Below are 14,921 nucleotides of genomic sequence, written 5' to 3'. Positions count from 1 at the left end.
ATAAGTCACCTTCAGAGTACCAGTTCAGTAGCTCTCACCTCATGAGCCCTACACAGACGGTATTAAGCTCAAGTTAAAGGCTCTGGAATAAGATTTTGAAGTAAGCTGGCTCATACAAATCATTGTATTTACTCCTGAGAGGGCTTTGAAGCCTACCTGAAAAGCAAACACTAAAAAATCATAAGGGGTAGGGAGATGGTCTCTCCCGCATGTAGACATTTTTAGATGAGGTGATTTTACAGAACCCGCTTTTGGAGTTCACCCCGGGAGTTTAACCTCCAGAGAATCTACCTCATATTTTTTTTTAAAAATTTTACTACAGAACCCCACTTTTAGTGGAGCTAAGGAGTTACCCGGATCAAGGAACAATAAAATAAAAAATAGCTCCCTTCCTCAAGGTTGAGCTAGTAGTGGATTCTCTATAGTTTTTACTGAGGTGACAACTCAAAAGTATGCACTCTTCTAAAAGATGGGCTATTTAAATCAGCGATCTTGAATAATGCCTCTTCCATACTCGTCTATCATCAGCATCCGAGCCAGGACATAATGCCTTCCCGTGAAGATATCGAAGTTACAGGACGTCTCGTAGCTGCTGGAAAGCTAATCGGTATCGAAGTTTTAGATCATCTAATCATTAATGCGAAGGCAGATTACACTAGCCTGAAAGAAAAAGGATACGTTTAAATCTAAGGAAAGGCTTTGCCCTTCTTTTTTTTGCTTTTGTTTTAAAAGAGATCTTATCATTTCCTCCGAATAATAATTCGGGAGGGAGTCTATTAATGTATTTATTTTGGGTACATAAATAAAATTTAACCATTATTTTACTGCCATACGTTAGATTCAGTATATAAACATATGATGGTACTGTTATCCCTAAGTTTGAATCAATGGAGGAAATACCAAGCAAGCAAAACTCAATATGAATCTTCTCAATCTCTTTGATAGTAAATGATCCCTTATTAACACGCTTCTTTTTATCGAATTCACCACCTATAGAAATGATTTGTACATGAGGGAGATTACATAAAGCTAGTGCGACAGAAGGGCTATTAGTGATTACTCTTCCTATATACGTAAGAGGGATTTTTTCTGCAATTTTAAATTGGTCCTCCCTCCATCAATAAAGATAACAGAAACATTTTCTAATATTGGTATTGCAATTTCAGCAAGATGCTCTTTAACTCAAATATTGTAATCAACTCTGGTTTTAAAATCTATCTTATCATTCACAATGCTAAGTGCACCACCGTGCACTCTACGAATAAGACCGGCATTTTAAACAGGAATTAGAAAAGTATATCCATTATTACAACCCACAAACGAATGAAGGCGAAATTAAAAGGCCTGAGTCCGGTTCAATACCGGACTCAGGCCCAAGAAGCCGTTTAATATTTTTGTCTAACTTTTTGGGTTCAGATCAATTCGATAATTGAATGTGAGTCGTCTTTTTTATGAAGCTAGTTATTTTCTTCTAAAAAAACGCAAGTTTTTCAGTGGCCTCGGTAATCTCGCACGTCTTTTTAATCCGTTTTTGATTTTCTGTTTAACAGCTTTTATGGCTGGATTTTTATTTCTTTTGTGGAGTTAGCTGGCACCGTCACTTTTAATTCCATCCATTGCTTTGTTCCATATAATTTATTTTCGGTGATTTCTCCGTCTGTTGGTTTATAGGTTCCTGGTTTCATATATAAAGGAACAGTGATGGTGACCTCTTTTTTCAGACGATTCGTCACGGTAGCAGTCTGTGCTCCCTGTGTACCGTCATTGGGTTGCGCTAAGTTTGCCTCAAAAGAAACCGTTCCTGCAGCTGAATTACCATTCTCATAAACTGGAATTGAGCGGTCAGTTCCTTCATAAATGTAGGAATTAAAGTTTTTACTATCAGGGTCTTTCTGGAATGTACGATAGCCTTCCCATGGTGTTGCAGACAATTCAATGGAGGCGGTAGTGGTATATAGAATTCCATTCTGTTGGGTTATATTATCAGTATGTGTATGGCCGTGAAGTGAAAAACTCACGCCATGCTGCTTCATAACATCAACTAATTCCTGAGCCCCTTCACCATGCCAAAGCTGATCATACTTTTGTCCAAGTTCCTCTGCTTTGAACAATGTGCTGAGATTTTGCGGATTGTGTTGTGCGTCATATTCCTTCCAGTATTCCTGAACATCAGGGTCAGATGAAGGCCATATTTCCCTGTCGCGTTTGACTGGATTATTGTGGGAAAACAAACCCTTTACCTGATTGGCATTAGCTGTCTGATCATTTTGCTCCAAATCTTTCTTTATCCAATTCATTTGTGCTTGTCGAATTTGACCGCCCCAAGTCGGAACAGAAAGGCTCCCATGTCCTTGCCTGTCAAATTTGTCCCAATCCATGGAATTAGCTCCAACCATATGGGCATATGGACCGTAATTAAAGGAATAATATTCTGGACCGAAGTATTCTCCCCAATATTTTGCTCCGTCTGTCAATGTCGCGTCCTGGGCATAAAAATCATGGTTACCCGGGATAATATAGACGGGCACGTCAAACTTCTTTAACATGCGGTATGTCTCTTCATATTCATAGATATATTCTTTAGGATTCATTTGGCCGAACATTAAATCACCTGTCAAAACAACAAAATCCGGCTTTAAAAGATTCACCTGTTTAATGGTTTTTAGCAGATACAACCAGCGTTTTGATTCATCAGGATTCCACATCCCAGCTTCAGTTGCATTGGCAGGATCTTGTATATTCCTAGGAGATCCTACGTGGATATCTGTTAAATGAATAAATCGGAAATCTTTTTTAAAGTCATTAACGACCTTAACCGAGTTAGGTTCTTCATCTTTTACTTGAGCTCCGTCAGCTGTATATGACACATCGAGGTCATATAGCTTTTCTGTGACATCATTAGGAATAGAGACGGTCACGTTATAAATGAAGCTGCTGTTCTTCCAATACGAAGAACCTTTTTCTGCCTTTGTTACAGGAAGTGAATATTGACCTTCCACCTTGGAATTCGAGTTTTCATTTAGCTTTACAATCCATCCAGAAGGGTCTTTTCCTTTCGTATCGACCTGGATGGTTAATTCAGAGCCCTTTTTCTTAATTGCAGGTGTTGCCATTAACGGATAAATAATATTTTTAACTTTTGGATCAGCTGCAATGTCAGGATTCTTATCCATATAATGGGTGGTATTTCCGATCCCACCGTCTTGCTTGTCTACACTGGTTAGAGCATGTGCCTGGGTGACAGGAAACGCGACCGATGCCATGGTAATTATTCCTATGATAGTTTTCCAAATTTTCATTGGGTTGCTCCCTTCTTTGTTGTACAGCGTTAGACTAACAGTCCATTATAAAGAAAATATTACGGCTTTTTTAATTGTCTGTATAACTTAAGTAAATAAAAAAACCCCCCAAACAGACGGAGGGCACTGAAAAGTCCTCTTAACTTAAAAAAGGTATGATTTCTCAATTTGGTGAGGAATCATACCTTTTTTTCTGTATAATGGTCGTATCAAATTCATGGTGGTGGGTGCGATGATGCTCTAGTTCCGATGTAAATTCGCACTGCTTATTAGACTAAGGTAAGATTAGACTTACTATATTTGAAGAAAAGTAGCCGGAGATACTTTTCTTCTTTTTTTGTCTAATTTTAATTCGCCTTTAGGCGACTTTATTTTCTTGAGAAATAGGTTCTGTTCAAAGAGATTTATTTAGATTTTTTTTTTGCTCGTATCAGTGTGCTTTTGCTAATTCCGGTGATTTCTTCTACTTGCTTATAGGAATGATGGTGGAGAAGCTGAAGGGAGTGCTCAACTTGTTTTATGCCGTACTTTTTTGGCCTACCCTCTCGGAAATCTTCTCTTTGCTTCGCTACAGCTTTTCTTTCTTGAGTACGCTCGACGATCATGTTTCTTTCTAACTCGGCAACAGCCAGTAAAGTATGTAAAAAAACGTCCCATAGATGTATCTTTAAGCGGCCCGACATTTAAACAAGAGGAAAGAAAAAAGGGAACCAGGCTAACGCCTGCTTTGATTGGTCTTTTTCCCTTTTGCCTTCCGAATCGTACAATCACGTAATCCGAACTAACCTTTGAGCAGCCGGAGCCTCCTAGGCTTCGCCCACCATCTGCTGAACGCTATGTCGGAGAGCGAGTTGGTCAAGGGGCAAAAAACTTTTTTATTAAAAACGCTGCGCAACATAAAAAACTTTATTGCTCAAATCGCCCTTGACCCCCTCTCTATACTCCTTGTTCGTTCTACTTGCAAAAGGGGAAAAATCCTCCCCTTTTGGGAACGACTTCGTTTAGTAAGTCAAAAGGGAAAACAAAAAAAGAAGGTCAACGATCAAAATCAAAATAACAAATGGAAAGGATGAAGAAATTGAAAACTTGTCCTTATTGTGGAACGGAAGTGGCTTTTACCCCTCTCTCTTCTTATTGTTCATTTTGTGAAATGCAAATCAGAAGGGGGGATCTTCAGGATTATGGAAAGCGAAAAAACTTCCTGCCGGCTTCCCAGCCTTCTCTATCAGATCTCAATAAAAGTACGGCGGAGATAATGAATTTTTCTACGGTTGAACTGTTATTTCTTTTAAAGTTTGCCAGAAAAGAACGGGCAGACATCTATCAGCAGAGGTATGTATTCATTCAAGCGATGAAAGAGGGAGCGGACGAATTTATGGAAGCTGAGCAATACGCATTTTTAGAATACGAACGGGCAACGCGAAAATGTTTTGTAATAGAAAACCTGGTTCGCGAGCGAGTGGGCTACTATCCATCCAAGCTTGCGGATTCTTATATTCAAACGCTGGCAGCGCGAATGGAAGAATCCGCAAAGAAAAATATGGTCATTCAACAGCCGAAACCGATTTGACTCCCCTCAAACATCAAACAAAAAAAGCTTGTAGACAAGAGGTTTTGTCTACAAGCTAATAGCAGTTTAAAAGGTTACTAATGTATGACATCACTTATATGAAAGCTTTCTTAAGGTGCAAAATACTCAATTCTCTCAAATCAAATACCATTGAATTATTATTTAGTTAAATTAAAGTTCGTGCCGATTTGGTGCCGACATAGATTGAAAAACTATGAAATAATATGAAATGAAGATTGGAAAAACGTTGATTTAACAGGGTTTTAAGGGTTACTTAAAACAGTTTGAAAGCCACAATTAATCAAGTTTGCTTTAAGGGAGGCTCTTTTCTTTACGCTCTTTATTTTTATTAGTAAAAAGCTGTCCTAGTGAATATTATGGTATTGAATAAACTCTAGGAAGCTTTTTCTTGCAATACGGTATAGACAATATACACTCGGGGTATCATATGCCCACTGACAATTATCAAACGGAGGATAATTCATGAACCTCTGCCAACAAAATGTAGACGAAATTGTGAGGTTGAAATGGCTGATGGTAATGTCTATCAGGGAAAGATACACAGTTATGATAACGACAATATGTACCTCATCATGCAGATGCAGAACAGGAACACCCAGTCCGATCGTGTTTTTCCAGGCTTCGGAGGTTTTGGAGGACATGGTTTTTGGTAATTCTCCATTTGAAAAACCCAGTTGCAAAAGCAACTGGGCTTTTCTTTTATTATCTTATAACCATATACGGTCTCATCATCTCGTAATCCTCGTGCTCTAAGATATGACAGTGCCAAACGTACAACCCTGTATACGGTCCAAACTTCATGATAATTCGCGTTACTTGTTTTGGATTAGCCCTTACTGTGTCTTTTTCTCCTTGTTCTTGTGGGTCGGGGGGAATAATTGGGCCGGTATAATGGATGACCCCTTCTTTATTATATTTGTCAACATCAAAAGGTCTTCGGTCTAGTATTTGGAAACCAATCAAGTGGATGTGAATGGGATGTGTATCCGTCGTTAAGTTAATGAGATACCAAATTTCGGTTGATCCTAATTTTGGATTTTCGGTTATGGGGGCATCCCATTGTTTATTATCCAAAAGCATGAATTCCCGTCCATATTGATCCATATTATCATTTAAGGTGAGGTATCTTACATTTGAAGCCGTCTGTTCACTTAGCTTTTGAATGGGTTCCATGTCCTGCGGAATAACACTCGTATCAATACTTGAGAGTGGAATTGAGACTCTAAATTGCATAATTATCTTTACTACATTTGCAGAATCTCCATCTGGAAAAGGTGCGGGGGCATCATTTGTCATGATAATGTTCTTTCCTTCAAGATTCGTAAAGTCAATGATAACATCTGTTCTTTCTGCAGGAGCTAGTAAGATTTCTTTGATCCCTACTGGATATTCCTTTAATCCGCTATCCGTCCCGATTTGATAAATGCGTTGTCCTGAATCAAGTTTTATCCTGTAAAAACGGGTATTAGATCCATTTAAAAGACGGAACCGGTATTTTCGTGGTTCCACATTTAAATAGGGCCATACTTTTCCATTAACAAGGATGGTGTTTCCAAAAAATTCATGGATAATGGATGTTTTTAATCTTTTGATCGGTTTTGGTGGCTGGTTTGGATAATACAAGGAACCGTCTGTATGAAAAGATCTGTCTTGGATCATAAGAGGGATATCATATTTACCGCTAGGTAAATTCAATAAACGTTCCTTTTGATCTCTTATAAGATAAAAACCTGCCAAACCCGCATATATATTGAGTCTAGTAATCCCAATCGTATGGTCATGGTACCATTGAGTAACAGATCTCTGGTTATTATCGTATTGATATACTTCCTTTTTAAATTTTGGACCAACTTTTGCGAATCCATTGGTGAACCATGCATCAGGATAGCCATCGCTATCCGGTTCAACACTAGCGCCATGAACGTGTACTACTGTTCGTGTATCCGGTACATCCGTATGGGCACCATGCACAGTATAATCTATTGGCAAAAGGTGTTTATCAGGAAGATTGTTGATCCATTTAATAAACACTCTTTCTCCACTCTCTACTTCAATTGTAGGACCTGGATAGCTGCCTTCATAACCCCAAACAGTTGTATCATTTAACTCACTATGGAGTGATTGCTTAAATTCCGTCATTTTCACTTCATAATAAGTCTGAAATGGATCTGTCCATCGAGGTTTTAAAATAGGGAGGATAGGAAGTTCGTCTACAAATTTAGAGAGAATCATATTTTTGCTCCTTTATAACCACCATAATCAATTCTTCTTTATAAAGGATATAAATAATACAGGTCCTGTATGACAAACTCAAATGGTTTTTGCAAATATGCCTACTATAAGAACTATTTACTACAACCCGTGTTAATCCTTACTCATTATCACAACTTGTCTCACTTTTTCACATGATTGTTTAATTAAGGTATCACTTAGTGAGGTGACGTATATTATGTGTTCCAGATGTGATCGTAGAAAAGAAAGCATTTCAAATGTGAATCTTCTTCTTCCTCTTCATTTGATAGGATGCAGAAACTGCAGAAATAGAAGAAAGAGAAGTTGCCATTGCCGCGACCCTTGGAGAGAAATTTTGTTTTGGTAAGAAGAAACCCCGTTTGACGAGGGCATTGAAAAACTTACGTTTTTAATTAATTATGTCACTTCATAAAAAAATAGGCACCTTCTTGAACGTTTTCGTCCTAAGATAGTGCCTATTTTCATTTACTTTTACTATTATTTTTCTTTTAAAAGCGTAATGATTCGCTTCAAATTGACGGCGAATATTGTTGTTGCACCTTGTATTTCCATACCAAATAGACCCGCAGATGATGCCGTATCATACCCGTGTCCATGTTTTAATTCACTATTTTTTACGTGCGATTTCTCTAAAATCTTCACTGTTTTGGAATGCTTCCTGTTCCTTATGTTCTGTGGATTTGATTGAAACAGAATACGTTTTACTTTTTGCCCCTTCCTTATTACATCCTTCGCGTAACGGACATATTTTACATTTTTCAATATCAAAATAATAAACTTGCTGTTGGTTATTACTTTGATTTTTCTTCCCTATCCGTGCTTTTCGAATCCGGATCGGAACGTACATGCAAAGCGTTTCACCAAAAACCAAGGTCATTGGGGCAGAGCCTGCTGGTGCAGCTGGCATGAATAAATCGATCTTACAGGGGAAAAATGTCTGCCTGGATAAAACCGATCCGATTGTGGATGGTGGGGCTGTTAAAAACGTAGGCAAAATTTAAATGAGGAGGTGGCCTTATTAAAATAGAATTTCAGAGATCAGTATGCCAAAAAAGTCGGTAGTAGTGTTAAATAATCCTTTTTTTTAGACAGGTACGATGAGTATTATTAAAAAACGATGGGGCGTTTAGGCATAGAAGGTCTTGTACAAAAAATATAGCTTCTTAAAAGATAGAGTGCAGATATGGGGTAAGAAATAGAAGGCAAATTGAAGCGATTCGCTATATTCGTGATAATTAAGATGATCGGGAAAGGTCCCCTGTTTAGACCGGACCAGTTTCAAAATTATGAAATTCGTTTGATATATACGTCATTGATGCGGGTATCAGTATAAAAAAAGAGTGCTGTCCAATAAGTCATAAAAGTAGCCAGCGGATGCCTGTTACTTTCAGTAGATTGCATTTCCAAACTTGGACATGTACTTTGTCAGGCCCCTGCAGTAACCATCTGCATACTCTACCCTAGTTTTGATCTGAAACACGCAATTGCTCCAGCAACAATATAAAGGATAGCTGTGCCGACTAATATATATACATTGTCGAAAAAAAATATGAAAGTTAGAACCCCTATTACTATTATGGAGATGCCATATGCAATGTGATTTATTTTATTTACTAAACAGCTTAAAACTAATGCAATGACTTGAAGCAACATCATAATAAAGACCCCAATTGTAAATAGAAAATCAATAGGGGGATTGATTGCAATAGTAATAAAAACCATCAAATAAATAATTGTTCCAATACTACTACCAATAAGCCCCAATACCATTTCGGCAGTTCTTCGCATCGGTATTCCCCTCTTTTGCTCCAGATTTAGATAAGATCAAAATGTTTGGATGTACTATATGCAACAACAGCATGCTTTTATAACGCAAAATGCTTTATATACATATACTTTACAAAAATATTTACACAATTGTTATTAACGGTCGCAGCTGGGGTTAGACCGAGTACATGTGGAGTCTGGGATTGTGGCATTAGCATACAATCTACTGAAAGTAGCAGGCATCCGCCTGGCTACTTTCAGCCAAAAAAGAGCAGCTAAAAAAGCAGGATGGATAAACGGGTCGTTTTTACATCCTGCTTTTATTTTAGGGACTTATTGGACAGCCCCTTATTTCATTCTGTTTTTTTAATTTTCCCATGGATAATCTTCCATTGCCCATCAACTTTTTTTACGCTGTAAGTGATGTCATAACTGTGTTCGGTTTCATCCCAGCCTTCCAAGGTTGAGAGCTGAAGATGTGCGGTAACCCCTTGATCAGTAGAAGAGGTGTCTAAGAAATCAATGAAATTAATCACATCAATATATCCATCCTCAAACTCTTGATACGAATGTTGAGATTTCCAATGCTTATCCCATAAATTATAAGCACCTTTATAATTACGACTATTAATTTCATTTAGATATTGAACAATAACCTTCTTTACTTTAAGTTCATCACTAGATTCTAAACCAGAAATGTAACTTTCAGGATCTATTTCATTAATTTCCTCGGTTGCTGCAGGCACTGAATAACCTTCAGTAAGTGTTGTATCTTCTTGATCATCATAACCTATATCATCATCTGTGGAATAGTCATTATCATAACCTGTATCATCTTCTGGGTCGTAAACATTATCACCAACATATGAGTAAAGAAACGAAGGAAAAGTATTGGAAGAATAGCTATTGTACTGTGGGAACCGTTTTGTTCCTAATTCTCCCGTATAGGGATTCATGTTACCATAAGTTGAAAAATTGTTTGAAAAATTGCCGTCCGGATCACTCCGAAAATGGGGCTGCACGTATGTCCCATCTTTTCTGAAGTAACCACTCACATGAACATCGGCAAAAACCTGGGTTGAGCCACAAAATATTGCAACAACTGTTGCTAAAGACAATATGCTTTTCCTCTTCACCATTTACCACATCCTTCCTAATCATATTATAATTTGAAATATTAATGATGTATACAAAAAAGTTGCGGAAAGATTTTTGGGAAGGTGTATATGCTGAACTACCAATTGATCCAGATGAGACATACACCTATAGCTCTTCAAGCAAGATCGTTTACCATGTAATTGTTAAGCGCAATGAGGAGATTAAACGCTGGCATTAACTGGATCTTTTTTTCTTTATCTTAGTTTGCATAAGTATTTTATTATCAACTATCATATCAAAAGCTTAAAACAAAGATGGGGATGGTATTAGTCCCCCAGAAACAAAAAAGTCGAAAATAAAAGAAAATACGTTAATATACTGGTGGTGCCACTATGTCGCAGTTAAAGTTGAACTATCACAAATTTTTATTGATGTATAATCTAACACTATTAAACAGTTGTTAAAATGAAGACCTTAAAGAGAAATTATTAAATAGGATAGAGCATCATGAAAAAAAGATTAAAACAATAAAAGAAAAAAACTCCAACAAGATAATAATTTCGGCAGTGCTAGCTAAAAATGTCCATTAATTAATGAACCCTTATGTTTTAGAAGGGTTTTTTTAATGGGTTTAGAAAGTAATGATAGTAGAAGTCTTGCGCAAAAAAAGTTAACGAGTTGTTTAAACTGAACTTAAGGAGCGATAATATGTTACTGATTCCTGTAAGTAAAGGACCGAAATATACGACGTCTAGTGTAAAAACTATTATTGGGCAAGATCATCTTGGTATTCGGAATGTGGGTATTTTGATTGCAGATTACCTTCAATCAGGGGTTACAAGTATCACTCCTAGGGCAAGGTACTGGTCTTTTTTTGCTTGGGTGTTATACGATTTTATTCAAAATGTACCCGAAGAAAAAACCATAAAAAACTTTAAGAGCTTTTTAAAAAAACAAGAATGGTATTTTATTTTAGCTAATTATGCGGAAGCTCTTGAGCGGGGTGCCATTACTCATGATGTAATCGGTATACAAAAAGCTATAGAAGAATGGAGAAAACCACAAGATGCCTTTGAGCAGAAATCAAATTATGTACAAGACAGCTTTGGTGGCTACGGTACATACCGGAATGTTATGAAGATCCTAGGGATAACGAAGATAGGGGAGGAGGCTAAAGGTGTACATATTGATCGTCTGACACCAGTTGGTAAAATGCTTGCTGAAGCTTTTGAACAGACGATTAAGCATACTGCCTATTATCGTGATAATCGGCTAGAAGATACTCCTGTACCAAGAGGAGTATTGCTTGATTTTGGAAGAGTGGCTGCACTTGACCGGTTAAAAGATCCTAATTCAAAAGACTATCCGATTGTTTCAAATATATTTATGCCTGAAGAACCTCGAAACTCCAGGCAAATACTGCGTAAGCAATCTTTGCTGTACTATATGCATATTATTCATCAATCGAGGGGGAGTAAGATCACATTCTCTTATTTGCAGGACATGATGTTAGATGGATTGTATGACAACCAGACTACGGTTCCTAGTCATCTTCAAAATGTGGCAAAAGGTTGGGAAATTTATCAAGTACGCCAACTTTTCACCTATAGCCTGGATACGATGTGGTCGTATTTGCTTCATCAAATGTCTAAAAAAGTTGTTTCGATGAGTGAATTAATTGCTGCTGTTGTAGAAGAGCTAGAGAACAATAGACATGATCTTTCAGAGGATATAAAAAGTTTAAACGAATCCATCCCTTTGAATCAGGATTTCAGGAAAGCCACTTTTGGAAAACTGAGAAAAAAAGAAATTAATGCAGAGAATCATATATGGCAGCCTATGCTTATGATGTTGTATGTATACAATCGTCTCCTAAATCGAGATGATTTTGACACTTCTCACCAGGAGCTGTTAAAGCTAGGAGGAAGAGACGACATTTCCTTTACAATATGGATGGACTTTGTTCAATCTTATCGGGATAAACCTTTAAAAGAATTCCTTAGCTATATATTACGCTTTTATATTTTGGAGCAGCATCAGAAGGTTGCTTTAAATAAGATGATTACCACCGGAAATGAAACCTATCATTTCGTGGAAAATGATGGCAAGCTATATTTTCTTAGTGATGATCAGCCTTCATTTAATGTTTTTCGAGTCATGCAAGGGTTATCCATATTAGTCGATTTAGGAATGGTTGAGGCAGAAAAAGGAGTATATCAAGTCACAGCGGCAGGGAGGGTGAAGCTTGATGAAAAGAATTGATTTAATAGAGGAGTTAAAGGAGCCAGGATATAAAGTGGCATTAGTTACATCTTATTCTACCGACCTCTTATTCTTTGAAAAAATGATTCTCCGTCATTTCATTGAGCAAAACTGTACATACTTAGGCTTATTCGTTGATCAAAAGTGTCTATTTGAGTCGATTACGAAACCGAATATTTCAGAATTAGGGAAAAGCTACATCATAAAAGGTATGGAAACGAACCATGCCTTTCATCCAAAAGTGTATTTGCTATTGGGTGAGCATAAAGCAAAAGTACTCATTGGGAGCGGCAATTTAACACCTGCTGGCTTCATTACGAATCATGAAGTTTTTAATAGGTTTACTATCGATACAGTTGGAAGAGAATATGAATACCTTGCTGAAATTCAAGCAGCTTTTCAATTGTTTCAATCATTCAACAAAGAACATAACAACAAGATGTGGCAAGAATTATTTTCAAAAACAAAGGAATTTTCATACCTAATGCAAGATACGGCTCGAGAAAGTTCTCTACTCACCAATCAAGAACAATCGATGCAGGAACAATTAAATCAATTTATTCCAAACGGGATTAAAGAAATTGAATGTTTTGTTCCTTATTTTGATCAATCCTTATCCCTGATTAAGGAGTGGAACGAAAGATATCAGCCAGAACAAATCAAAATTTATTTGCAGAATAAACACACGAATTTTCCACGTCATCTGCTTCTTGAATCCAATATTTCACTGTATCAGGCTGATTTTTTAGAGGAATCTCATAAGCGATACCATGGAAAAGTGTTCCGTTTTATAGGAGAGAGTACGGAAGTGATTATCTACGGCAGCGGAAACTGCAGCCGACAAGCTTTCTTGTTAAATTCCCAATTTGACGGAAACTCAGAGGCAATTGTGGTTGAGGTAGGTGAAAAGGGAGAGTTTGATCATATTTTTGAGAAGTGCATAACACTTACCCCTCTTCCAATCCCCTTGCCAGAGGATTTTCGAACAATAGAAGAGGATGTACAGGGAGAAATAGAAAAAGAACCATTCCGAATTTATTTTATTGATGGAATCCTGCGAGATCAGCAGCTGTTTATTACGTTAAAAACAGATCTTTTGCTGAAGTCCATTTTATTGGAGGACTCAATAGAAGGTGTTTTAGCTGAAACAAATGGGAATGTATTTACCTATGTCTTTAATACGAAAACTGAGCCGTTAAGTCCAGTTCTTTCATTAATAGGATATACGAAAGAACGATCTATCTCTTTTATGGGCTGGTATCACGATACGGTTTCTTTACAAAACACGTTTCATAATATGAAGAAATCTGTTCATTTTCAACTGCCTAATGACCCCTATTTAGAAGACTATCATAATATTGTCGCGCTTTTGGATGACTTGCAGAATCGTTTGATATTAACAGAGCGGGATATAGACGAAACTGAACAAACAAACACCCGAATGAAGTCTATTCATGCACAGGCAGAATTAAGTCAAGTTGAGGAATACGTCAGCAGCAATCCAGATGATTACTATACATTAGAAGAAACCGACGTTGCTTATGGTTCAATTGGAAATGTAGATGTAATCGGAAATTTGATCCGGATATTGTTAAAAGGCTTTTACGAAGAATCAGCTGAAACGATTAAAAGTACAAGTGAGAAGTTTGATTCTAACCTTGAAAAACTACAGACTGTAGATATACCAAAAGATTTACGCGAAAAGCTCCAAAAACGCATGAAGAACTTTATGACCAAATACAATAAGGGAATAAACTCTGAACGTTACTTAGAAAACATTGAACCTGACATCATGATTAAAAATATGACGATCTACCTGGGATTTTTAAATCTGTTAGAGCAGAAGTTAGGGGAACACTTTCTCACAAAAAACGAGCTGGTATTGGAATGTTTTGAAGTGGTAAAAGCGCTCGAACATTATAGCCAAAACAATATATTAGATATGTCGAGAGAAGACATGCAAATGCTGCTTATCCACACTTTAGGGACCATTGCTGCCGAAGGATATATACTCGAAAAGACAGAGGATAACTACCATATTCTAAGAAACGAAAAGAAGAAATTAGGGCAGTTATTAAAGAATATACATAAACAAATTCATCCGATTGGTAAGAATATTCACAATTACTCGATACAAATCAGCCTTTTACTGCAACGAAAGTTTGGAATAGATATGGATAAAGAAGCGTACGAGCAATCCTTTCATAAAATGTTTCCATTACTTAGTTTTGAACAGCTTGTTAGTAAAATTAGAAGTATGGATATCACGGTCAAGAAAATTCCATTGGTGGATGAACCAGATCTTTGCCTTGAAAGAGAAGTTAAACTTACACCTGAATTTCACCATAAACAACTAAATATATTAGCGGAAATGCTTGCAGTAGAGGAGTGGGAGGAGACCTCAGCTTTTAAAATTCGTTGGTTCAATGTGAATCCCGAAATGCCGGTTCAGCGATTTGTTCTCTATTACAATCAGAAAAAACGAGTGTTAAAGAGGAAATATGTGTATAAACAACGGGACCGCGAACCATACATCGAGCAGAAAAATAATGTTTATAAACACCAGCTGATCTCAGCAGCTGAAAGAGGAGATACAAGCATCATTTGCGAAGGGTTTAGAACGAAATAAACATGCGTTGGGGAGAACATTG

9 protein-coding genes and 4 pseudogenes are annotated in these 14,921 nt (G+C 37.1%); 6 read left to right on the top strand and 7 right to left on the bottom strand.

What is annotated here, in order from left to right; genetic code table 11:
- Positions 1-474: 474 nt before the first annotated feature.
- Positions 475-684 (top strand): annotated as a pseudogene (locus QYF49_RS10090) (JAB domain-containing protein); the annotation flags it as partial.
- Here the strand turns inward: QYF49_RS10090 and QYF49_RS25750 are convergent.
- The gene (locus QYF49_RS25750; RefSeq protein WP_354005835.1) at positions 656-1,057 is read right to left on the bottom strand and encodes a DeoR/GlpR family DNA-binding transcription regulator; all 402 of its coding nucleotides are present in this window, start codon (positions 1,055-1,057) and stop codon (positions 656-658) included. The pseudogene QYF49_RS10090 and the gene QYF49_RS25750 overlap by 29 nt on opposite strands.
- Before the next feature lie 229 nt (positions 1,058-1,286).
- Between QYF49_RS25750 and QYF49_RS10085 the strand changes: the two are divergent.
- Positions 1,287-1,389: pseudogene (locus QYF49_RS10085) on the top strand (IS3 family transposase); the annotation flags it as partial.
- 164 nt (positions 1,390-1,553) lie between these two features.
- Here QYF49_RS10085 and QYF49_RS10080 read toward each other — a convergent pair.
- Positions 1,554-3,299, bottom strand: coding sequence for a metallophosphoesterase family protein (locus tag QYF49_RS10080; RefSeq protein ID WP_290399476.1), 1,746 nt, complete (start codon positions 3,297-3,299; stop codon positions 1,554-1,556).
- 404 nt (positions 3,300-3,703) lie between these two features.
- Positions 3,704-3,986 (bottom strand): annotated as a pseudogene (locus tag QYF49_RS10075) (recombinase family protein); the annotation flags it as partial.
- Between the two features lie 391 nt (positions 3,987-4,377).
- On the opposite strand from QYF49_RS10075, the gene QYF49_RS10070 reads away from it, so the two are divergent.
- Together QYF49_RS10070 and QYF49_RS10065 are read left to right on the top strand one after the other, a co-directional pair.
- Positions 4,378-4,869, top strand: a complete 492-nt coding sequence (locus QYF49_RS10070) for a hypothetical protein (RefSeq protein WP_290399475.1) — start codon at positions 4,378-4,380, stop codon at positions 4,867-4,869.
- 527 nt (positions 4,870-5,396) lie between these two features.
- On the top strand, positions 5,397-5,543 hold the full coding sequence (locus tag QYF49_RS10065) for a hypothetical protein (RefSeq protein ID WP_290399474.1): 147 nt from the start codon (positions 5,397-5,399) through the stop codon (positions 5,541-5,543).
- 49 nt (positions 5,544-5,592) lie between these two features.
- On the opposite strand, the gene QYF49_RS10060 is transcribed toward QYF49_RS10065, so the two are convergent.
- The 4 genes and pseudogenes from QYF49_RS10060 to QYF49_RS10040 form a co-directional block, all read right to left on the bottom strand.
- Positions 5,593-7,122, bottom strand: coding sequence for a multicopper oxidase family protein (locus QYF49_RS10060; RefSeq protein WP_290399473.1), 1,530 nt, complete (start codon positions 7,120-7,122; stop codon positions 5,593-5,595).
- Positions 7,123-7,620: 498 nt separating this feature from the next.
- Positions 7,621-8,005 (bottom strand): annotated as a pseudogene (locus tag QYF49_RS10055) (transposase); the annotation flags it as partial.
- A gap of 593 nt (positions 8,006-8,598) precedes the next feature.
- On the bottom strand, positions 8,599-8,931 hold the full coding sequence (locus tag QYF49_RS10045) for a hypothetical protein (RefSeq protein WP_290399000.1): 333 nt from the start codon (positions 8,929-8,931) through the stop codon (positions 8,599-8,601).
- A 332-nt stretch (positions 8,932-9,263) separates the two neighbouring features.
- The gene (locus QYF49_RS10040) at positions 9,264-10,028 is read right to left on the bottom strand and encodes a hypothetical protein (protein WP_290399472.1); all 765 of its coding nucleotides are present in this window, start codon (positions 10,026-10,028) and stop codon (positions 9,264-9,266) included.
- 688 nt (positions 10,029-10,716) lie between these two features.
- On the opposite strand from QYF49_RS10040, the gene QYF49_RS10035 reads away from it, so the two are divergent.
- Together QYF49_RS10035 and QYF49_RS10030 are read left to right on the top strand one after the other, a co-directional pair.
- Positions 10,717-12,270, top strand: a complete 1,554-nt coding sequence (locus QYF49_RS10035; RefSeq protein ID WP_290399471.1) for a hypothetical protein — start codon at positions 10,717-10,719, stop codon at positions 12,268-12,270.
- Positions 12,254-14,899: a phospholipase D family protein gene (locus QYF49_RS10030; protein ID WP_290399470.1), complete on the top strand. Its 2,646-nt coding sequence runs from the start codon at positions 12,254-12,256 to the stop codon at positions 14,897-14,899. The genes QYF49_RS10035 and QYF49_RS10030 overlap by 17 nt, the downstream gene beginning before the upstream one ends.
- The last annotated feature ends 22 nt before the right edge of the window (positions 14,900-14,921 follow it).

The organism is Fictibacillus terranigra (assembly GCF_030412265.1).
Classification (GTDB): Bacteria; Bacillota; Bacilli; order Bacillales; family Fictibacillaceae; genus Fictibacillus_C; species Fictibacillus_C terrinigri.
This window is presented reverse-complemented; position numbering and strand designations above follow the sequence as displayed.